Origin of the sequence: Microbacterium sp. Root553 (assembly GCF_001426995.1) — a bacterium.
Taxonomy (GTDB): domain Bacteria; phylum Actinomycetota; class Actinomycetes; order Actinomycetales; family Microbacteriaceae; genus Microbacterium.
Window position 1 is genome coordinate 1,283,470 of the sequence record NZ_LMFY01000001.1, and the last position, 17,705, is coordinate 1,301,174.

21 protein-coding genes are annotated in these 17,705 nt (G+C 69.4%); 13 read left to right on the forward strand and 8 right to left on the reverse strand.

The window, feature by feature from the left end; genetic code table 11:
• Positions 1-168: 168 nt before the first annotated feature.
• From ASD43_RS05945 to ASD43_RS05955, 3 genes are all read left to right on the forward strand, one after another.
• Positions 169-924: an endonuclease domain-containing protein gene (locus tag ASD43_RS05945; RefSeq protein WP_235564043.1), complete on the forward strand. Its 756-nt coding sequence runs from the start codon at positions 169-171 to the stop codon at positions 922-924.
• A 459-nt stretch (positions 925-1,383) separates the two neighbouring features.
• On the forward strand, positions 1,384-1,671 hold the full coding sequence (locus tag ASD43_RS05950; protein WP_042541574.1) for an HU family DNA-binding protein: 288 nt from the start codon (positions 1,384-1,386) through the stop codon (positions 1,669-1,671).
• Positions 1,672-1,756: 85 nt separating this feature from the next.
• A complete protein-coding gene (locus ASD43_RS05955; RefSeq protein WP_082539281.1) occupies positions 1,757-3,766 on the forward strand; it encodes a cytochrome c oxidase assembly protein in 2,010 nt (669 codons plus the stop codon).
• A gap of 38 nt (positions 3,767-3,804) precedes the next feature.
• On the opposite strand, the gene ASD43_RS05960 is transcribed toward ASD43_RS05955, so the two are convergent.
• Positions 3,805-4,878, reverse strand: coding sequence for a hypothetical protein (locus tag ASD43_RS05960; RefSeq protein WP_056414802.1), 1,074 nt, complete (start codon positions 4,876-4,878; stop codon positions 3,805-3,807).
• Between the two features lie 160 nt (positions 4,879-5,038).
• Here ASD43_RS05960 and ASD43_RS05965 point away from each other — a divergent pair, with 160 nt between their 5' ends.
• Positions 5,039-6,433 (forward strand): ATP-dependent DNA helicase, encoded by a 1,395-nt coding sequence (locus ASD43_RS05965; RefSeq protein ID WP_056419221.1) that lies wholly within the window; start codon positions 5,039-5,041, stop codon positions 6,431-6,433.
• Between the two features lie 157 nt (positions 6,434-6,590).
• Here the strand turns inward: ASD43_RS05965 and ASD43_RS05970 are convergent, their stop codons facing one another.
• Complete coding sequence (locus ASD43_RS05970; protein ID WP_056414805.1) at positions 6,591-7,238, reverse strand: biliverdin-producing heme oxygenase; 648 nt, start codon at positions 7,236-7,238, stop codon at positions 6,591-6,593.
• A 53-nt stretch (positions 7,239-7,291) separates the two neighbouring features.
• Complete coding sequence (locus ASD43_RS05975; protein ID WP_056414810.1) at positions 7,292-7,606, reverse strand: DUF2470 domain-containing protein; 315 nt, start codon at positions 7,604-7,606, stop codon at positions 7,292-7,294.
• An 89-nt stretch (positions 7,607-7,695) separates the two neighbouring features.
• Here ASD43_RS05975 and ASD43_RS05980 point away from each other — a divergent pair, with 89 nt between their 5' ends.
• Both ASD43_RS05980 and corA read left to right on the forward strand, forming a co-directional pair.
• Complete coding sequence (locus ASD43_RS05980) at positions 7,696-8,982, forward strand: serine hydrolase domain-containing protein (protein WP_056414813.1); 1,287 nt, start codon at positions 7,696-7,698, stop codon at positions 8,980-8,982.
• 49 nt (positions 8,983-9,031) lie between these two features.
• Positions 9,032-10,048: a magnesium/cobalt transporter CorA gene (gene corA, locus ASD43_RS05985; RefSeq protein WP_056414816.1), complete on the forward strand. Its 1,017-nt coding sequence runs from the start codon at positions 9,032-9,034 to the stop codon at positions 10,046-10,048.
• A 37-nt stretch (positions 10,049-10,085) separates the two neighbouring features.
• Here corA and ASD43_RS05990 read toward each other — a convergent pair whose 3' ends face one another.
• From ASD43_RS05990 to ASD43_RS06000, 3 genes are all read right to left on the reverse strand, one after another.
• Positions 10,086-10,568, reverse strand: a complete 483-nt coding sequence (locus ASD43_RS05990) for a DUF3592 domain-containing protein (RefSeq protein WP_056414818.1) — start codon at positions 10,566-10,568, stop codon at positions 10,086-10,088.
• A 94-nt stretch (positions 10,569-10,662) separates the two neighbouring features.
• On the reverse strand, positions 10,663-10,875 hold the full coding sequence (locus tag ASD43_RS05995; protein WP_056414823.1) for a hypothetical protein: 213 nt from the start codon (positions 10,873-10,875) through the stop codon (positions 10,663-10,665).
• Positions 10,862-12,244 carry an APC family permease gene (locus ASD43_RS06000; protein WP_056414827.1) on the reverse strand — a complete coding sequence of 461 codons (1,383 nt, stop codon included), beginning with the start codon at positions 12,242-12,244 and terminating at the stop codon, positions 10,862-10,864. Before ASD43_RS06000 ends, ASD43_RS05995 begins: the two co-directional genes overlap by 14 nt.
• Before the next feature lie 130 nt (positions 12,245-12,374).
• Between ASD43_RS06000 and ASD43_RS06005 the strand changes: the two genes are divergently transcribed.
• Positions 12,375-13,046 (forward strand): GOLPH3/VPS74 family protein, encoded by a 672-nt coding sequence (locus tag ASD43_RS06005; protein ID WP_056414830.1) that lies wholly within the window; start codon positions 12,375-12,377, stop codon positions 13,044-13,046.
• Between the two features lie 17 nt (positions 13,047-13,063).
• On the opposite strand, the gene ASD43_RS06010 is transcribed toward ASD43_RS06005, so the two are convergent.
• Positions 13,064-13,813 (reverse strand): DeoR/GlpR family DNA-binding transcription regulator, encoded by a 750-nt coding sequence (locus ASD43_RS06010; protein WP_056414833.1) that lies wholly within the window; start codon positions 13,811-13,813, stop codon positions 13,064-13,066.
• Between the two features lie 70 nt (positions 13,814-13,883).
• On the opposite strand from ASD43_RS06010, the gene ASD43_RS06015 reads away from it, so the two are divergent.
• The gene (locus ASD43_RS06015) at positions 13,884-14,261 is read left to right on the forward strand and encodes a DUF4406 domain-containing protein (RefSeq protein WP_056414837.1); all 378 of its coding nucleotides are present in this window, start codon (positions 13,884-13,886) and stop codon (positions 14,259-14,261) included.
• Between the two features lie 47 nt (positions 14,262-14,308).
• Here the strand turns inward: ASD43_RS06015 and ASD43_RS06020 are convergent, their stop codons facing one another.
• Positions 14,309-15,214, reverse strand: a complete 906-nt coding sequence (locus ASD43_RS06020) for an SDR family NAD(P)-dependent oxidoreductase (RefSeq protein WP_056414841.1) — start codon at positions 15,212-15,214, stop codon at positions 14,309-14,311.
• 160 nt (positions 15,215-15,374) lie between these two features.
• Here ASD43_RS06020 and ASD43_RS06025 point away from each other — a divergent pair, with 160 nt between their 5' ends.
• Genes ASD43_RS06025 through ASD43_RS06045 form a run of 5 tightly spaced genes read left to right on the forward strand, consistent with a single transcriptional unit; the run spans position 15,375 to position 17,671 of the window.
• Positions 15,375-15,899 (forward strand): Asp23/Gls24 family envelope stress response protein, encoded by a 525-nt coding sequence (locus ASD43_RS06025; protein ID WP_200946572.1) that lies wholly within the window; start codon positions 15,375-15,377, stop codon positions 15,897-15,899.
• Entirely contained in the window at positions 15,896-16,084 is a 189-nt protein-coding gene (locus ASD43_RS06030; RefSeq protein WP_045252972.1) for a DUF2273 domain-containing protein, read from the forward strand. Before ASD43_RS06025 ends, ASD43_RS06030 begins: the two co-directional genes overlap by 4 nt.
• Entirely contained in the window at positions 16,084-16,479 is a 396-nt protein-coding gene (locus tag ASD43_RS06035; RefSeq protein ID WP_235564044.1) for a hypothetical protein, read from the forward strand. Before ASD43_RS06030 ends, ASD43_RS06035 begins: the two co-directional genes overlap by 1 nt.
• On the forward strand, positions 16,476-17,060 hold the full coding sequence (locus ASD43_RS06040; RefSeq protein WP_056414843.1) for a DUF6286 domain-containing protein: 585 nt from the start codon (positions 16,476-16,478) through the stop codon (positions 17,058-17,060). Before ASD43_RS06035 ends, ASD43_RS06040 begins: the two co-directional genes overlap by 4 nt.
• A complete protein-coding gene (locus ASD43_RS06045; RefSeq protein WP_056414847.1) occupies positions 17,057-17,671 on the forward strand; it encodes a hypothetical protein in 615 nt (204 codons plus the stop codon). The genes ASD43_RS06040 and ASD43_RS06045 overlap by 4 nt, the downstream gene beginning before the upstream one ends.
• Positions 17,672-17,705: the final 34 nt, after the last annotated feature.

The following is a 17,705-nucleotide window of genomic DNA, read 5'->3' on the forward strand; positions in this document are numbered from 1 at the left end:
TCCACGAGAGCTCCTGCACGAGGAGGGCGACCGCGATGTCCTCCACAGATGCTGAGATGCACGACCGGGCGGATGCTGCCTGAACGGCATCATCGACGGATGGATGTGGAAGCGGCACTCGGCGGAAGAGGAGGGGTCGCCCGCGTTCGGACCCTGCGGAGAGACGGGGTGACCGAGCACGCACTGCGACGCGCGGTCCGCGAGGGCCGCGTGTTCTCGGTCTGCCGGGGGTGGGTGGCGGTTCGCGGTGCGGATCCGATGCTGGTCGCCGCAGCCAGGCGAGGCGTGGTGATCAGCTGCGTCACCCTCTGCGCTCGGAAAGGGCTCTGGGTGACGTCGGCATCCGCGGTCCACGTCGCCGCTCCGGCGAACTCGGGGCACGCGAACTCGGCGCGAGGAGTCGTCCATTGGAGTCGGCCGACCTTTCCGCGAGACCCGGATCTGCTCGAGGACTCGCTCGAGAACGCGCTGATCCTGGTGTCGCGATGCCAGTCGCACGAAGACGCGCTCGCGACCTGGGAGTCGGCGCTGCGGCAGCACGTCGTGGACCCGGATGTGCTTGCGGAGGCGTCGTTGACACCGCAGGCGCGTCGGATGCTGAGCGAGGCGACGCCGTTCGCGGATGCCGGCACCGAGACGATCTTCCGGACGAGGCTCGGATGGCTGGACGTGCCGATCGTCCCGCAGGTGTGGATACTCGGCCACCGGGTGGACTTTCTCATCGGTGAGAGACTCGTCATCCAGATCGACGGCGGACACCACGTCGGGCCGCAGCGATCGAGCGATATCGCCCACGACGCCGAACTGATGCTCCGGGGGTATCACGTGATCCGCATCGGCTACGAGCAGCTGATGCACGGATGGCCTGAGGTGCAGAGCCTGATTCTCGCCGCTGTCGCGCAGCGGCGTCATCTCGCGGCGTGAGGGGCACCGTCTCGGGCGGACTTCTCCACAGTGGGCTGACCTCCTGGCCCGAGCACTCCGCCCGTAGGGGAGTTCTCCGCCCGTCGGGGAGTTCTCCAAGCCGTCGGAGAGTTCTCCGCGTGTGGCGGACTTCTCGCCGTCGGGAGGACGCTGTCGCGCTGTTGTTCCGCCTCACGCCGAGTTCTCCGCCCGGCGGGGAGGCCGTCGGGGAGTTCTCTGCCCGACGCGGCGAGAGCACGCGGCGAGGGGACGCGGCGAGGCACGCGGAGAGCGGAATCGACGTCTCACGAGTCACATTCGTCACTTCTGCACCACGACACGCCGCCCAAAACCTCAAAACCCGCGAAATGACGCGGAAATGTGGGTGGTCGTTGATACATTCAAGGCGGTCACTCGACCAGGGGCATCCGCCCCGATACACACAACGATGCGACGGAACACTCGTCGCTGGAGGATGACATGGCTGACAAGTCCATCACCAAGACCGAGCTCGTCGCGAGCATCGCTTCCGCCACCGGCCAGAGCCAGGCCACCGTCTCGGGTGTCCTCGACGCGCTGTTCTCCTCGGTCTCCGACGCTGTTGCCAAGGGCAGCAAGGTCTCGATCCCGGGCTGGATCTCGTTCGAGCAGGTCGCGACCGCGGCTCGCACGGGCCGCAACCCGCAGACCGGTGCCGAGATCAAGATCCCGGCCGGCCACCGCGTCAAGGTGACCGCTGGTTCCAAGCTCAAGGCTGCCGTCAAGTAAGACTGCTCCTGTTCGAAGGCCGCTCCCGATCCGTCGGGGGCGGCCTTCGTGCTCCCGCGACGACGGCGCGGCTTAGGCTTGACGTGTGAGTGCCCGCGTCGCGCAGACCCCGACCCGCTCCGCGTATCGCGCGGCGGGCGTCGGCCTGCTGCTCGCGGGCGGTCTGGTCGCCGTCGTCGCCGCACTCGTGATCGGCGGCGGAGCCGCACCGCTGCTGCTGCAGGACCCTGGTCCGTTCGTGCGCTGGGCGACTCCGATCGCCAAGCTGGTCATGAACATCGCGTCGGCGGCGATGCTCGGATCCCTCGTGCTCGCGCTGTTCGCGCTGCGCAGCGAGGAGAAGTCGTTCGACACCGCCCTCAACATCGCGTCTGCCGGGGCGGCCGTCTTCACGGTCTCCGCCGGCATCGGTGGATTCTTCACCTTCATGGCCGCGTTCAACCCGCAGCTCAGCGCCGAGCGCGAGTTCGGCGAGCAGCTCGGCCGGTTCCTGCTCGAGCTGCCCCTGGGCCAGTCCTGGCTGATCACGACGATCATGGGATCGGTCATCACGGTGCTGGCCTTCGCCTGGCGCACCTGGACCCCCACGCTCATCACGGCCCTGCTCGCCGCCGCATCCTTCCTGCCCCTGGCGACCCAGGGACACTCGGGTGATCTCGCGGGCCACAACATCGCGGTGAACTCGATCCTGCTCCACACGATCGGCGCGGCGGTCTGGCTCGGCGGCCTGCTGCTCGTCGTGATCCTGCGCGATCGCTCGGGCATCCGCACCGCCGACCTGGTCCGTCGCTACTCGAGCCTCGCGATCGCGGCCTTCGTGGTCGTCGCGGTCTCGGGGGTGGCCCGCTCGTTCGTCGCGCTCGGAGACATCTCGCAGCTGTGGACGCCGTACGGCACGATCCTGCTCATCAAGGTCGTGCTGCTGACAGCCATGGGCCTGTTCGGCGCCTGGTACCGCATCCGTCTGATCCCCCGCCTCGACGGCGAGAACGCGACGCGCTGGTTCTGGATGCTGGTGCTGGGCGAGATCACGCTGATGGGCCTCGCCTCGGGGGCGGCCGCCGCCCTCGCGCGCACACCCCCGCCGACCGGCGAGGAGCAGGCCTTCGTGCAGACTCCCGCCGAGAATCTCACGCGCTCGCCGCTGCCGCCCGAGTTCACGATCGACCGCTGGTTCACCGCCTGGGACATCGACGTGCTCTGGCTGGTCGCCGTCGGCTTCGGGCTGTTCCTCTACCTGGCGGGTGTGCGTCGGCTGCGTCGCCGCGGCGACCGCTGGCCGATCCATCGCACGGTGTTCTGGGTGCTGGGGATGCTGCTGCTGCTCTGGGTGACGGGCGGGCCGATCAACGCCTACCAGGAGTACCTGTTCAGCGTGCACATGCTCGGGCACATGATGCTGTCGATGGCGATCCCTCTGCTGCTGGTGTCGGGCGCGCCGATCACCCTGGCGCTCCGCGCGATCCACAAGCGCGACGACGGCACGCGCGGCGGGCGCGAGTGGATCATGTGGGCGGTGCATTCCCCGTTCTCGCGGGTGGTCACGCATCCGTTCGTCGCGGCGGGCATCTTCATCCTGTCGCTGTGGGCCTTCTACTTCACCGATCTGGTGCGCTGGTCGATGTACGAGCACCTCGGTCACGAGTGGATGGTCGCGCACTTCCTGATCTCCGGCTACCTGTTCGTGATGAGCCTGGTCGGCGCAGACCCCGTCCCCTACCGGCTGCCCTACCCCGGGCGGCTCATCACGCTCATCGCGATCATGGCCATGCACGCGTTCTTCGGCGTCGCGATCATGATGCAGGAGGGGCTGATGGTCGCGGACTGGTTCGGCTCGATGGGGCGCACCTGGGGTCCCTCGCCGATGGAGGATCAGTACATCGGCGGCGGCATCGCCTGGTCGATCGGGGAGATCCCGACGCTGATCCTCGCGATCACGGTCGCGATCCAGTGGAGCCGCAGCGACAGCAAACTGCAGAAGCGCCAGGATCGGCACGCCGACCGCACGGGCGAGGCCGAGCTCGAGGAGTACAACGCGAAGCTCGCCGCCCTCGCCGAGCGCGACCGCCGCGAGGCCGAGCGCCCGACGCGCTGATACGGCCCGACGCGCCGACCCGCCGCGCCGGCGCGGTGTCAGCCCTCGGGCTCGTCCTCGCCGGGGGAGCCGATGCGGATCGACGCCGAGCCGTCGGGGAGGATGGTGATCGAGCCGTCCACCTGGAAGGGGACGTCCTCCGACACCTCCTGGATCGAGCCGTCGAAGAGCGAGCGGATCTTGACCTCGACGTGTGCGACGGCATCCGTCGGCGGGATCTTCCAGTGGCCGCCGTCCGGCACCACGGTCACCTGCGGCTGATCGGCGATCGACCACGTCGGCAGCGACGCGATGCGGTTCGAGACCTCGAGTCCGAACGGGCAGGCCGTGGGCTGCAGCACCTCCTGCGCCGTGCAGCCGGTGAGGAACTCCTCGACCCGCTGCTGCACGACCGAGACGAACTCGTCGGTCGGGTCGGTCTGCAGGTCGAGGGGGGTCGTCGCGAGCGGGCTGTCTGCGAGGACGCCGACGCCGTCGGACTTCGCGATCGCGGTGTCGACGGTCACGGCGTACAGCCCGGGGGTGAACACCAGCAGCGGCAGGGGGTCGAGCGGCGCGGCGTCCGCGCCCGCGGGAGACACCTGACGGCGGTCCATCTCGAAGCCGTTCACCGCGAACTGATCGGCGCCGCGCAGCGTGAGATCGACCACGGCGAGGGGGCTCGTCGTGAAGCGCCAGTTCGGGGTCACCCCGGCCCATCCGTCCTGCGCGACCGTGAACGTCGTGGTGCCCTCATGATCGGCCGCGCGGTACGAGACGGTCACGGCGGTCGCGTCGCCGTCGGGCTCTTCGGAGACGACCTCGACGTCGGTCAGCGGCGCGAGAGCGGAGTGCCGCAGCAGCGCCTCGGAGGCGGTCGCGCCGATGCCCGCGTTCTGCAGGGTCTCGCGGTCGATCGCGACACCGGGCACGCGGAGGGCGTCGGCGGCTCGTCCCTCCGAGAGGAGGTCGAGGTAGCGCACGACGAACGCGGAGGGACCGTAGAACTGGCGGTACAGCGTGGCCCCGCCGGCGCCGAGGGCGGCGACGAGGACGAGGCCGATCACCGCGAGGAGCGCGAGATCGGCGGCAAGACGGGAACGCCGGGGCGCCTTCGTCTCGACCTGCTGCATGGCGTCAGTCTAGGAGGACGCCCTGGGATGGAGCCGTGCGCCGCGTCGCTGTGTGACGGGCCGATCGGCTGTGTCAGACGGATGCCGCGCCGCGACCCCCCGTAGCATGGAGAGCGCGCCGTCGTGCGCGTTTCCCGTCGTCTTCCCGTGTGAGAGAACCGTGTCGCTTCCCGCCCTGTCCGAAGAGCAGCAAGAGCTGTTCCGACTGATCGAGGACACCGGCGAGCACGTCTTCATCACCGGCCGTGCGGGCACCGGCAAATCCACACTGCTGCAGTACTTCTCGTGGAACACGAAGAAGCAGATCGCGATCTGCGCCCCCACCGGCGTCGCCGCCCTGAACGTCGAGGGACAGACGATCCATTCGCTGTTCCGGCTGCCGATCGGTCTGATCGGCGATTCCGACATCGAGCAGAACGACAACACCCGCCGCATCCTCAACGCGATCGAGACCCTCGTCATCGACGAGATCTCGATGGTCAACGCCGACCTGATGGATGCCATGGACCGCTCGCTGAGGCAGGCCCGCGGCAAACGCGGCATCCCCTTCGGCGGCGTGCAGATCGTCATGTTCGGCGACCCGTACCAGCTCGCGCCGGTGCCGCCGCGGGGCGACGAGCTGCGCTACGTGAAGGACCACTACCGGTCGTTCTGGTTCTTCGATGCCAAGGTCTGGGCGGGATCGGGCGGGGGAGACGCGCAGGACGACGACGGCGGCCTCTTCGCCGTCGACACGCGCGCCGAGCTGCACGTGCGCGAGCTGGTGCAGATCCACCGGCAGTCGGATGACGGATTCAAGGCGATGCTGAACGCGGTGCGCTACGGCCGGGTGACCGCCGAGATCGCGGGAGTGCTGAACGCCCAGGGTGCGCGCACGCCCCCCGACCCCGAGCCGGGGGAGGTGCCGATGATCACCCTCGCCACCCGCAACGACATCGTGAACACGATCAACAGCCGTCACCTCGCCGCTTTGCCGGGCAAGGAGCAGACCGCGAAGGCGGAGGTGAACGGCGAGTTCGGGCGGGGCGAGGCGTCCCTGCCCGCCGAATCCGAGCTGAAGCTCAAGATCGGTGCCCAGGTGATGTTCCTGCGCAACGACACGTCGATGTCGGGGGAGCCGCCGCGGTGGGTCAACGGCACGATCGGCACCGTGGTGCGCATCCTCGGCGAGACCGTGCGCGTCGAGATCGACGGCGACGAGGTCGATGTCGAGCCGGCCGTCTGGGAGCGCTTCCGCTACTCGTACGAGGCCAGCACGAAGAAGCTGTCGCGCGACGTGATCGCGGAGTTCACGCAGTTCCCGCTGCGACTGGCGTGGGCGGTGACGATCCACAAGTCCCAGGGCAAGACCTACGACCGCGCGATCATCGACCTGGGGTCGGGCGCGTTCGCGCCGGGGCAGACCTACGTGGCGCTCTCGCGGCTCACCGCGCTCGACGGCCTCTACCTGTCGCGGGCGCTGCGGCCGAGCGACATCCGGGTCGACGAGGACGTGCGTCGTTTCATGCGCGACGCCTGGCTCGCGGCATCCACCCCCGAGCTCGGGAAGGGCTGAGGCGTTTCGTCTCGGTCGCTCCGCTCCCTCGCTCAACGGGCGGGGTCTCGGTCGCTCCGCTCCCTCGCTCAACGGGCGGGGTCTCGGTCGGTCCGCTCCCTCGCTCAACGAGCGGGAGTCAGGACTCAGGCGGCGATGCGCGCGCGGGAGTCAGGACTCAGGCGGCGACGCGCGCGCGGTCGAGGTCCTCGAAGAGCTCGGTGTTGAAGCGGTAGGCGAGCAGGACCTCGTCGATCACCCGCTCGCGCTCCGCGTCGTCCCACGGGGCGGCGTCGAGCTGCTCGCGGTAGACGTCCTTGAAGGCGGCGGGATCTGCGATGTCGTCGAAGAGGTAGAACCCGATGCCGTTGGTCTCGAAGCCGAAGTGGCGGGCCATGACGCGGCCGATGAAGACCCCGCCCGACAGGTCGCCGAGGTAGCGGGTGTAATGGTGGGCCACGAAGCCGCCCGCCCAGGTGGCGCCGACCTGACGGATGCGCTCGACGTAGCGCTGCGTGGTGGGCAGGGCGACGATCAGGTCTCGCCAGTCGGCGCCGAGCAGGAACCCGAGGTCGGCCTCCAGCGCGGGCAGGCGGGTCAGCTTGTCGCTGAGGAACACGGATGCCACGGGGTCCTTGCACATGCGCTCGCCCGCTCCCTCGAGCGCCTCGTAGATGAAGTAGTGCTGGGCGACGAGGGCGATGTAGTCCTCGCGGGAGCCCTCGCCCTTGAGCAGATCGGACATGAAGCCCGCTCCCTCGCTGCGCGAGTGCGAACCGGAGGAGCGTTCCCGGAGGGCGGCGGAGAAGGAGAGGATCTCGGACATGACCTCAGTGTAAGGGTTGCCTAACCTCCAGCGGAACCCTCGATCTCACCGCGTCATGCGTGCGGACGCGGCTCGACGCCGACTTTCGCGCACGCGAGGTCGTACAGAGCGACGACCTCCCGGCGGACGGCCGAGCGTTCGGTGATCGGCCCGGACGGCCAGGCGATGCGGAGTTCCGAGACGGCACCCGCGTCGGTGACCTCCCAGACGCCGCCGTCGCCGTCGAGACCGGTCATCACGGCATCTGTGATCTCGCCCTCGCCGGCCCCGGTGAAGGCGCGGGTGATGAGCAGGTTGTCGTCGCGGTGGTCGCCGTTCATGTGGCGGAGGATCGCCGAGACGACGTCGGCATCGAAGATGTGCGGCATGGTCCTCACCCTAATCCGGCCCCCGCGATGCGATCTTTCAGGATCCGCGTTCTAGACTCGGGAGACACGTCTTCCGGGGGTCCCCTTTCATGCAGCTTCTCTCGTCACGCAGGTTCCGCGCCGTAGCGGCCGGCGTCGCCGTGCTCGGACTCTTCCTCACCGGATGCACGTCGTCCGAGCCGGAGTTCAGCTATCAGCCCCCGTCGCAGGTCGACGGCGACTTCCCCGCCGACACGGTCACGGCGATGCAGGATGCGGTCGCGAACGCGCTCGCCGCCTCCGGCGCCTCGGGTGCCGTGGTGGGTGTCTGGGCGCCGTGGAGTGGACGCTGGGTGACCGGCGTGGGCACACAGGACCCCGGAGCGGGCGCCGAGATCACGACCGACATGGCCTTCCGCGTCTCCGACATGACGAGGCTCATGACGTGCGACGTGCTCTACGGCCTCGCGGACGAGGGCATCGTCGGTCTCGACGACCCCGTGCCCGACCATGTGTCCGGCGTTCCGGACATGACGGACACCACCCTGCTCGACCTCTGCAACAGCACGAGCGGGATCGGCTCCTCCGAGGGCATCGCGCAGACCGCCTGGATGACCACCCCCGAGCGGGTGTGGGCGCCGCTCGAGCTGGCGTCGTACGGGCTCGGTGCGCCGCGTGCCACCGCCCACACCACGTACACGAACTCCGATGCCGGATACCTGCTGCTCGGACTCGCTCTCGAGCGCGCGTCGGGTATGACGGCATCCGAGCTCATCTCCGCGTACGTCACCCGGCCGCTCGGGCTCTCGAACACCTCGCTGCCCTCGCCCGCGCCGGCGGCGCCCTCTACCGGTCCGGTGATGAACGGGCACTACCTCGCCCCCGTCGAAGGCGGGTACAACTGCGCCGCCCCGGTCGACATCACGACGCTGTCGTCGAGCACCGGCTTCACCGACTCCGGGGTGGTCTCCACGATCGACGACCTCGGCCGCTACATGCAGGCCGAGGCCGCACAGGTGCTGCGCACGAAGAAGGAGCCGAACCGCTTCGGATCACCGCTGCCGCAGGCCCCCGACGCCCCGTCCTGGTTCCAGGCGACCGGAGGCGCACTCCTCGTCGGCTCGATGATCGGTCAGTCCGGGTGGACGCCCGGTTATCAGACGTCGGCATTCTCCGACCCCGCGACCGGGTTCACCGTGGCGGTCTCGCTGAACGACTCGACCACCGGCGGCACCACGGCGATGTTCCTCGCGTGGGAGCTGGCGGCCCTCGCCTCCAAGGCGCCGGCGGCCGAGGGCCAGACGGCACCGGACTTCGGTCTGCCCTTCACGGCGGAGCAGTACCACCAGGCGATCGCGGACTCCGCGCTTCCCTGCGTCGCACCGCCTGAGGGCTGATTCGGACGCACCCGGCCGCTGCGCGACCGGGTCGGGAGAGAGGTCGGCCATGGCCATCATCGACAACGCGATCTACGTCGACGGCGTCCGCACCGAGAATCCGCGGAGCCTGAGCGAGACGTTCGAGGCCATGCGCGAACGCGGCGGGATGAGCTGGATCGGTCTCTATCGTCCGAGCGAGGCGGAGATCCGCGAGGTCGCCGACGAGTTCGGCATCCATGCGCTCGTGGTCGAGGACGCCCTGTCGGGGCATCAGCGCTCGAAGCTCGAACGGTACGGTGACGTCCTCTTCATGGTGCTGCGCTCGGCGCGCTACCTCGATGAGACGGAGGAGGTGGAGTTCGGCGAGATCCATCTGCTCGTGGGGCCGGACTTCGTCGTCACGATCCGGCACGCCGAGTCGCCCGATCTCGGCCGCGTGCGCCACCGCCTCGAAGACGACCCCGCGCTGCTCCGTCTCGGCGCCGGGGCGGTGCTCTATGCGATCCTCGACGAGGTCGTCGACGAGTACGCCCCGGTGCTGGCGGGTCTCGAGAACGACATCGACGAGATCGAGGGTCAGCTGTTCGAGGACGGCATCGACGCGACGCAGCGCATCTACGAGCTGGGTCGCGAGGTCATCGACTTCCAACGTGCGGTGCAGCCTCTCGCCGGGATGCTCGATTCTCTGCTGCGCGGCTCGCCCGAGCACGAGGCCGACGAGGAGCTGCAGCGCTACCTGCGCGATGTGCTCGACCACACCCTGCGCATCTCCGAGCGGGCGAACACGTTCCGCACCGTGCTCGACAACGCCCTGACCGTCGAGTCGACCATCGTGGCGCGTCGGCAGAACGAGGAGATGCGGCGGATGACGGAGCTGAGCATCCGTCAGAACGACGAGGTGAAGAAGATCTCGGGATGGGCCGCGATCCTCTTCGCGCCGACCCTCGTCGGCACGGTCTACGGGATGAACTTCGATCACATGCCCGAGCTGCACTGGGTGCTCGGCTACCCGATGGCCATCGGACTCATGCTGGCGATGGGCGTCGGCCTCTACTGGGCGTTCAAGCGCAAGGGCTGGCTGTGACCGCCGAGAGGTGAGGCTGAGCGTACTCGACGCCGCGTCAGTCGGCCCGTCGGCGCCGGGCTCTCCCCTTCGCGAAGCCGGAGGCCATGACGACGATGAGCACGACGGACACGACGGTGAGCAGTCCGCCCAGTCCGGTGACCGTGCGGCCCGGGGTCCCGTGGCCCTCGACCACGGCCGTGCTCGGTTCGGCAGTGCTGTAGATGACCGTGACGCTGCTGCCGAGGGCAGGCTTCTCATCGGGCGCCCAGTCGGCCCAGACCGAATGCGATGACGTGTCGCCGGCGAAGTACTCGACTCTGAAGTTGTGCGTGGAGGCCTCGGCCCCGTCGTTCACTTCGACCACCGTTCCCGTCGTGCGCGAGCCGCTCGCGACGAGCTCTCGGTCGGCGGCGTTCATCGACGATCCGACCACCAGCAGCACGGGGCCGACGAGGAGGACGGCGACGATCACGATCGTCTGGAACACGGGGTGGTACACGAAGCTCCGGGGCGCGTTGCCGGAGTCGTAGGGCGTCATCACGTGCCCATCTCAGCACAGGTTCGTCGACGAGAGGCTGATGCGGGGCGTCGAGAGGACAGGGAATCCGGCGCGGTGCGCGCGCGACCCGGTCTCAGTCGTCGGTGTCGACGCCGGGCCCAGGACCCGGTCGCACGGCGGCATCCGGCGCGATGTCGATGCGTGTGGTGCCGTCGTGCTCCGACACCTCGATGCGTGGCGCGGCATCGGCCTCGGTCGCCTCCGGCGCGGCGGTCAGCTGATCGTGCCGCTTCTCTTCGCTGGTCATCTCGTCGTCCGAGTCCGGGGTGCGGTCAGTGGTTGCCATGATTCTCCTCCGTGGTGGTGTGGGTATCGGTGGTGGAACTCGTGCGGGCTGCGGTTCGCGTCCTGCCCCAGCGCGCGAGCAGGTACAGGACGCCCCCGACGGCCAGAAGGATGCCGCCGAACAGCCAGACGGCGGGGCGCTGCTGGGTGAGCAGCAGGATGCACGACCCGATGCCGAGCACGGGGATGATCGTCCAGATCCGGAAGTGGTCGTGCTCCACCCGATCGCGGCGCAGTACGAGCACCGAGACGTTGACGCTGAGGAACACGATCAGCAGCAGTAGCACGACCGTCTCGGCGAGCGTCGCGAGGTCGCCGACCAGGGTCAGCCCCATCGCGACGAGGGTGGTGGTGAGAATGGCGACCCACGGGGTCTTCCGCCGCGGCAGCACGCGACCGAGCACGGCGGGCAGCAGGTTCTGCTCGGCCATGCCGTAGGTCAGGCGGCTCACCATGATCATGGTGAGCAACGCGCCGTTGGCGACCGCGACCAGGGCGATCAGGCTGAACAGCCAGGACGGGATGCTGGCGCCCGCCGCCTCGACGACCGAGAGCAGCGGACCGCTCGACTCCTGCAGGTCAGAGGCGGGCAGCGCGATCGAGCTCGCGATCCCGACGAGTACGTAGACCGCGCCCGCCGTGAACAGCGCACCGAAGAGCGCACGCGGGTACGTGCGCCGCGGATTCTTCACCTCTTCGATCATGTTGGCCGAGGTCTCGAAGCCCACGAAGGAGTAGTAGGCGATCACGGCGCCGGCGAGCACGGCCATCGCCGCGGGAGTCCCCTCGGGCGTCTGGGTGAGGCGCGAGGCGTCGCCACCGCCGCCGGCCACGAACACGCCCACCACGGCGATGACGATCACGAGACCGCTCAGCTCGATCGCCGTCATCACCAGGTTCGCCCCCAGGGACTCGCGGATGCCGCGGGCGTTGAGGGCCGCGACGACGGCGAGGAAGACGATCGCGACGGGGATGGTCGGCAGGTCGAAGAAGGTGCCGAGGTAGTCGCCGGCGAACGCGATCGCGAGGCCCGCGGCGCTGGTCACTCCGGCGGCGAGCATGCTGAACCCGACGAGGAACGACACCGCCGGGCTGTGGAAGGCACGCTCGGCGAAGACGGATGCCCCGCCCGCGCGCGGGTACTTGGTGACGAGCTCGGCGTACGAGCCGGCCGTCAGGAGGGCGAGGAGCAGGGCCAGCAGCAGCGGCGCCCACAGCATCCCGCCGACCTTCTCGGAGAGCACCCCCATCAGGGCGTAGATGCCGGCGCCGAGCACGTCGCCCAGGATGAAGGCGAAGAGCAGCGGCCCGGTGATGGCGCGGCGAAGCCGAGTGGGCTCCTCAGGCGTGCGCGCGGTGTCGGAGGTCATCCCGGAACCCTAGGGAGAGAGGAGGGTCACCGGCGACGGGGTTGACAGGCCGCCGACTCGAGTGCCGCGGCGTCGTGAAATCACCCGTGCGGGGGATGCCGCCGCTCGCGGCGGGTCATAGCGTGGAGGCATGCTGATCGTCGAGGAACTCCACATGCTGTTGCTTCGGCCCGACGGCCGTGTCGAGAGCGCGGTGAGCGGGAACCGTCTGTATGGCGAGGTCGCGGCCGTCCTCGTCGACCTCGCCCTGCACGGGCGCATCTCGTTCTCGCACGAGAAGCATCCGACCGTCGACATCGTGTCGACCGAGCCGACGGGCAACCCGATCCTCGACACCACCCTGCAGCGTCTCGTGCCGATGCGAGGCAAGCGACTGCAATCGCTGGTCGTGTCGCCGAAGCTCGATCCGCTCGAGGTCGTCGTCGAGTCGCTGGTCGTGCAGGGAGTCCTCGTGCGCGGGGAACGCGGATTCTTCGGCTGGGGGTCGGAACGCACTCCCGAGTCCGACCCCGCGCCCGAGCTGGTGCTGCGTTCGCGGCTCGCCGCTGTGCTCGCGGGCACCGGCGCCCCGACGCAGGCTGACCTCTCGCTGCTCTCGATCCTGCAGAACCTCAACGCCGCGCACGCGATCCTTCGGGCGGAGTGCGGGGACATCTCGGCACGCGACCTCAAGAAGAGGATCGAGCAGCTCACCGCGGGGTCGCCGGCCGGTGATGCCGTCGCCAAGGCCGTGAATGATGCGATCGCCGCCGCGATGGTGGCCATCATGACTCCGGTGATCGTCGCGGCGACGATCACCTGACCCGCTCGGGTCGGGGTTCAGCGCAGCACGGCGACGCGCTCCGCGAGCTCGTCGATCACGCGGCTCTCATCGAGAGGATCGACGATCACACCGGCGACGGCGTCGAGGTCGAGCACCGGGAAGTGCGAGGTCGCTCCGATCTTCTCCTCGCTGCCGAGTGCGAAGGTCTGCGTGCATCGGGCGGAGATCGCCCGCTTGGTGACGGCGTCGTCGAGGTTGCCGGTGGTGAGTCCGCGCACCGGATCGACGCCGGTGACGCCGAGGAAGAAGAGGTCGGCCGCGAGGTGCTGCACGGCTTCCATGGCCAACGGTCCGCTGGCGACCATCGAGAATCGTGCCAGCTCGCCGCCGATCATGACGATGCGCGCCGCCGAGTGCTCGGCGGTGGCGAGGGCCACGGCCGGGCTCGGCGTGATGACGGTGAGGTCGGCGCCGTGGGGCAGCATCCGCGCCATCGCGAGAGTGGTGGTGCCGGCGTCCAGCACGATCGTCGAACCCGGTTCGATCAGGGAGACGGCGCGAGACGCCACCCTCTCCTTGCTCGCGGTGGCGAGGGATGACCGCTGATCGACGGGCCTGTCTGCCGGCGGGATCGGCAGAGCGCCCCCATAGACGCGCACCAGCTCGCCGGCCTCGGCGAGCTCTCGCAGGTCGCGACGGATCGAGTCCTCCGACACCCCGAGATCGAGGGCGACATCCTTCGCCACCACGCGTCCGTCGGCGCGGAGGATCTCCCGCAGGTGGTCTTTGCGCTGTGCGCCCAGCATCCGAGCCCGTCTCCTCTTGTTCTCTCACGAAGTTGCACGTTCTTGCACGGTTAACGTTACAGTCTTCTTCATGACGACACCACTCCTGATCCTGATCGCCGGCCCCTACCGCTCCGGAACCGGCGGCGACCCCGCTCTCATCGCCCGCAATCTCGAGATCCTCGAGCAGGCCGCAGCGCCCATCCACCGGCTCGGACACGTCCCGATGATCGGGGAGTGGGTCGCTCTGCCGATCCTGCGCGGCCTCGACGAGGACGCAGCGACCGACGGCGATGTCATGTACGAGACCGCGCACCGACTGCTGCAGCACTGCGATGCCGTCCTCCGTCTGCCCGGTGAGTCCTCGGGCGCCGACAAGGACGTCGAGATCGCACGGGAGCGGGGGCTTCCGGTCTTCCGCTCGCTCGACGAGATCCCCGCCCTCGGCGCCGCAGCAGGCATCCGGTGAGCCGGGGGAGCTGACCGCAGCGCGGTCACGCCTCGACCCGCCCGTGTTCAGGCGTCGAACCGCACCCCGGTCAGCTCCTCGGCCGCCGACCACAGCGCGCGTCCCACCTCGGGGGAGCGCACCTGCTCGCCGGCGCGCACGCGAGCAGGTGCGCCGCGGAACTCGAGCAGACCGCCGGGGCCCCAGTAATCGCCTCCGGTCGCATCGGCCGACACCGCCGCGTGCACGATCGGCGCTGCGCCGGCGTCTTTGCCCTGCACGAGCGGTCGACCGAGACCGGCGAGAGCGCGGGAGAGGCCCGACACCTCGGCCAGGCCGTCGCGGTGCGGGGTGAGTGGGTCGACCGCGTATCCCGGATGCGCGCACAGCGCGGAGCGCGCGGTTCCCCGCCACCGTCGATCGAGCTCGAAAGCGAGCGCCATGAGCGCGGCCTTCGAGCGGCCGTACTGACGCAGCGACGCCCCGGTCCACGGCTGGCCGAGTGTCGCAGGGTCGATCTCCGCGAAGCGGTGCGCCAGCGAACCGACGGCCACGACGCGCACCTCGTCCGCGAGCGCCGGCCCGAGCTGCGCGAGCAGGGCGAAGTGGCCGAGGGCATTCGTCCCGACCATCAGATCGAGCCCGTCGGCGGTGCGCGCGCGGCGGTCGGCCGCCTTGATCCCCGCGTTGCAGATGACCGCGTCGAGCCGCTCGTCGACCGAGGCCGCGGCCGCGGCGATCGCGTCGAGCGAGCCCAGATCAAGGGGGAGGATGCCGACGTCGGCGCTCGCCGCATGCGTGCGGATCGACGCCGCCGCGACCTCGGCGCGGTCGGTTGAGCGGCAGCCGAGCAGCACCCTGGCCCCGCGGGCGGCGAGCTGTTCGGCGCACCAGTATCCGATCCCCGCATTCGCGCCGGTGACCAGGATCGTGCGGCCGTGGAGGTCGCGGACGGGGGAGGGGGCCGAGGTCATGTCCTCCAACCTAGGCCGCGCGCCCGTGGTGCGAAAAAATTCCTCGACGAGTTTGTGACGAATCTCGTTCCCCGCACGTCTTACCTGTGAGCGACCAACCACGCTCCCGGTGCGGCCGACAGGTCTCGCAGCCGGAACCCCGTGAGACGAAGGAAAAGTCATGGCAACTCAGGATCAGAACACCCCCGCCAGCCCCGCCGAGAAGGAGCTGGCTCAGACTTCCGCCGCGCCGAAGCCCGCCGCGTCCGGCTCCCGCGTGGACCGCTCGTCGAGCTTCTCGACGTCGCGCATCCCCACCGACGTCGACGCGGCCGGCAAGACGGTCATCGCCGATGGCGTCGTGGCCAAGGTCGCCGGCATCGCCGCCCGTGAGGTCGCTGGCGTCTACGCGCTCGGCGGCGGCGGAGCACGCGCCTTCGGTGCGATCCGCGACGTGATCAACGCCACCGACCTCGCCCAGGGCGTCAAGGTCGAGGTCGGCGAGACGCAGGCCGCAGCCGACCTGACCATCGTCGTGGAGTACCCGGCCCCCATCCAGGAGGTCGCGAACAACGTCCGCGCCGCCGTCGCCGGTGCGATCAGCCGCCTGGTCGGTCTCGAGGTCGTCGAGGTCAACGTCGAGGTCAACGACGTGCACGTCCCCGGTGACGACAACACCGAGAACGAGGAGTCGCGCGTCTCATGAGCCCCACCATCACCGGCGCCGTGATCGGCGCCCTGCTCGCTCTCGCCGCACTGGCGTTCGGGTTCTGGGGCTTCCTCCTCGTCGCCCTGTTCGCCGGGATCGGTGCCATCATCGGCCGGATCGCCTCCGGCAAGCTCGACGTCCGCGGTCTCGCGGACGCCTTCACGGGGCGGCGCACCTCCTGATGCGCGTCGACCAGCACTTCGCCCCCGGTGGTGGCCCCGTGGGGGTCGCCACCGGTGAGGCCACCGTTCCTGGCCGCGTCGACGTGAGGGAACGCGTCTACCGCACGGTGACCGAACAGGCATCCGCAGTCCTGATCGGTGTGCCGCGCGGCGACGTGAAGGTCGATGTCGCCGAGCATCCGGGCGGCTTCGCCGTCCGCATCGCCACCCCGCTCCCCGTGCCGAATCTCGACGACACCGTCGCGATCGAGCAGGGAGTCCCCGTTCTCGAGAGGGCCCGTCAGCTGCAGGAGCAGTTGCAGACGCGGCTGACCGGAATCCTCGGTCGAGACATCACCCGGATCAACCTCACCATCACCGGTGCCACCATCCCAGAGAGGAGTCGAGTGCGATGAGCACCCCCGTACTTCGTCGCGTCGTTCGTCGCGAGACGCATTCGCCGCGCACCGTCGCGATGTTCGTCGCGGTCATCCTCCTGATCCTCGCCCTGGCCTACATCGGTCTCGAGATCGTGCTGAGCCTCGCAGCCCAGCCCGCCCTCCTGCTCGGTCCCGCCGCAGCGGGCGGTTGGCTGGTCGGATTGCCGACCGCGCAGCCGGCCGGTCTCGTGATCGCGGGCAGCATCGTGCTGGCCCTGATCGGGATCGTCTTCATCGGTCTGGCCGTCACACCGGGCCGACTGTCGAAGCACACGCTCGAGGCGGGCGACCGTGCGGTCGTCGTCGACAACGGCGTGATCGCCAGTGCACTGGCCCAGCATCTGTCGGAGCAGACGGGTCTCTCCCGCGAGAGCATCACCGTCGGCGTCGGCCATCGGTCCGTGGACGTCACCGTGCGTCCCGGCGCCGGCATCCCGCTCGACAAGAGCGCGGTGCAGTCCGCCGCAGAGGCCGAGCTGACGACCTACCGACTGACCAGGAGCGTACGCACCCGGGTCCGCATCGAGCGGCCCACCGAGAAGGAGGACGAGCTGTGAACGCCACCAATCGTGCGCTGAACCGCACCCTGCTGCTGATCATCGGCCTGCTGTTCCTCGCTCTCGGGGCCCTCGGGATCGCGATCATGAGCTGGCCCACCGCCACCGACATCTGGACGTCGGCCGGCAAGGACGCCCGCACCTGGCTCGACCAGGCGATCGCCGCCACGGCCATCGCAGGAGGAAGCCTCTCCTGGGTCGGTATCGGCGCCGTCGCCGCGATCGTCATCGTCGTCGTGCTCCTCATCGCCGCGTTGACGAGCATCTCGGGGCGCCGCTCCAAGACGGTCCTCCGCTCGTCGGGTTCGCAGAACCCGCTCGGCCGGGTCACGGTCACGGAGTCCTTCGTGTCGGATGCGGTGAAGAACTCGCTCGCGGATCGGGCCGACATCCTCTCCACCCACGTCACCGCGAACGACATCCACAGCGAGCCCGTGCTGCACGTCGCGCTGACCCCTCGTCAGAACACCGATCCGCGTGAGCTGGTCGACCACGTCGACCGCCTGCTCGGCAACCTCGCGACCCTCACCGGCCGTGAGACGGCGACCTACGTCTCCATCCACACCGGTCTGCGGGCACGGCTCGCTCACGACCAGCGTCGTCTGACCTGATCCGCTGAGACCCATCCGTCACCCCCGACCACTC

What these genes read in the sequence shown, in the direction of transcription:
- ASD43_RS05950 (WP_042541574.1), top strand. Translation starts at nt 1,384, where the DNA reads ATGGCTGACAAGTCCATCACCAAGACCGAGCTCGTCGCGAGCATCGCT.
- ASD43_RS05960 (WP_056414802.1), bottom strand. Translation starts at nt 4,878, where the DNA reads ATGCAGCAGGTCGAGACGAAGGCGCCCCGGCGTTCCCGTCTTGCCGCC.
- ASD43_RS05970 (WP_056414805.1), bottom strand. Translation starts at nt 7,238, where the DNA reads ATGTCCGAGATCCTCTCCTTCTCCGCCGCCCTCCGGGAACGCTCCTCC.
- ASD43_RS05975 (WP_056414810.1), bottom strand. Translation starts at nt 7,606, where the DNA reads ATGCCGCACATCTTCGATGCCGACGTCGTCTCGGCGATCCTCCGCCAC.
- ASD43_RS05980 (WP_056414813.1), top strand. Translation starts at nt 7,696, where the DNA reads ATGCAGCTTCTCTCGTCACGCAGGTTCCGCGCCGTAGCGGCCGGCGTC.
- corA (WP_056414816.1), top strand. Translation starts at nt 9,032, where the DNA reads ATGGCCATCATCGACAACGCGATCTACGTCGACGGCGTCCGCACCGAG.
- ASD43_RS05990 (WP_056414818.1), bottom strand. Translation starts at nt 10,568, where the DNA reads ATGACGCCCTACGACTCCGGCAACGCGCCCCGGAGCTTCGTGTACCAC.
- ASD43_RS05995 (WP_056414823.1), bottom strand. Translation starts at nt 10,875, where the DNA reads ATGGCAACCACTGACCGCACCCCGGACTCGGACGACGAGATGACCAGC.
- ASD43_RS06000 (WP_056414827.1), bottom strand. Translation starts at nt 12,244, where the DNA reads ATGACCTCCGACACCGCGCGCACGCCTGAGGAGCCCACTCGGCTTCGC.
- ASD43_RS06005 (WP_056414830.1), top strand. Translation starts at nt 12,375, where the DNA reads ATGCTGATCGTCGAGGAACTCCACATGCTGTTGCTTCGGCCCGACGGC.
- ASD43_RS06010 (WP_056414833.1), bottom strand. Translation starts at nt 13,813, where the DNA reads ATGCTGGGCGCACAGCGCAAAGACCACCTGCGGGAGATCCTCCGCGCC.
- ASD43_RS06015 (WP_056414837.1), top strand. Translation starts at nt 13,884, where the DNA reads ATGACGACACCACTCCTGATCCTGATCGCCGGCCCCTACCGCTCCGGA.
- ASD43_RS06020 (WP_056414841.1), bottom strand. Translation starts at nt 15,214, where the DNA reads ATGACCTCGGCCCCCTCCCCCGTCCGCGACCTCCACGGCCGCACGATC.
- ASD43_RS06025 (WP_200946572.1), top strand. Translation starts at nt 15,375, where the DNA reads ATGGCAACTCAGGATCAGAACACCCCCGCCAGCCCCGCCGAGAAGGAG.
- ASD43_RS06030 (WP_045252972.1), top strand. Translation starts at nt 15,896, where the DNA reads ATGAGCCCCACCATCACCGGCGCCGTGATCGGCGCCCTGCTCGCTCTC.
- ASD43_RS06035 (WP_235564044.1), top strand. Translation starts at nt 16,084, where the DNA reads ATGCGCGTCGACCAGCACTTCGCCCCCGGTGGTGGCCCCGTGGGGGTC.
- ASD43_RS06040 (WP_056414843.1), top strand. Translation starts at nt 16,476, where the DNA reads ATGAGCACCCCCGTACTTCGTCGCGTCGTTCGTCGCGAGACGCATTCG.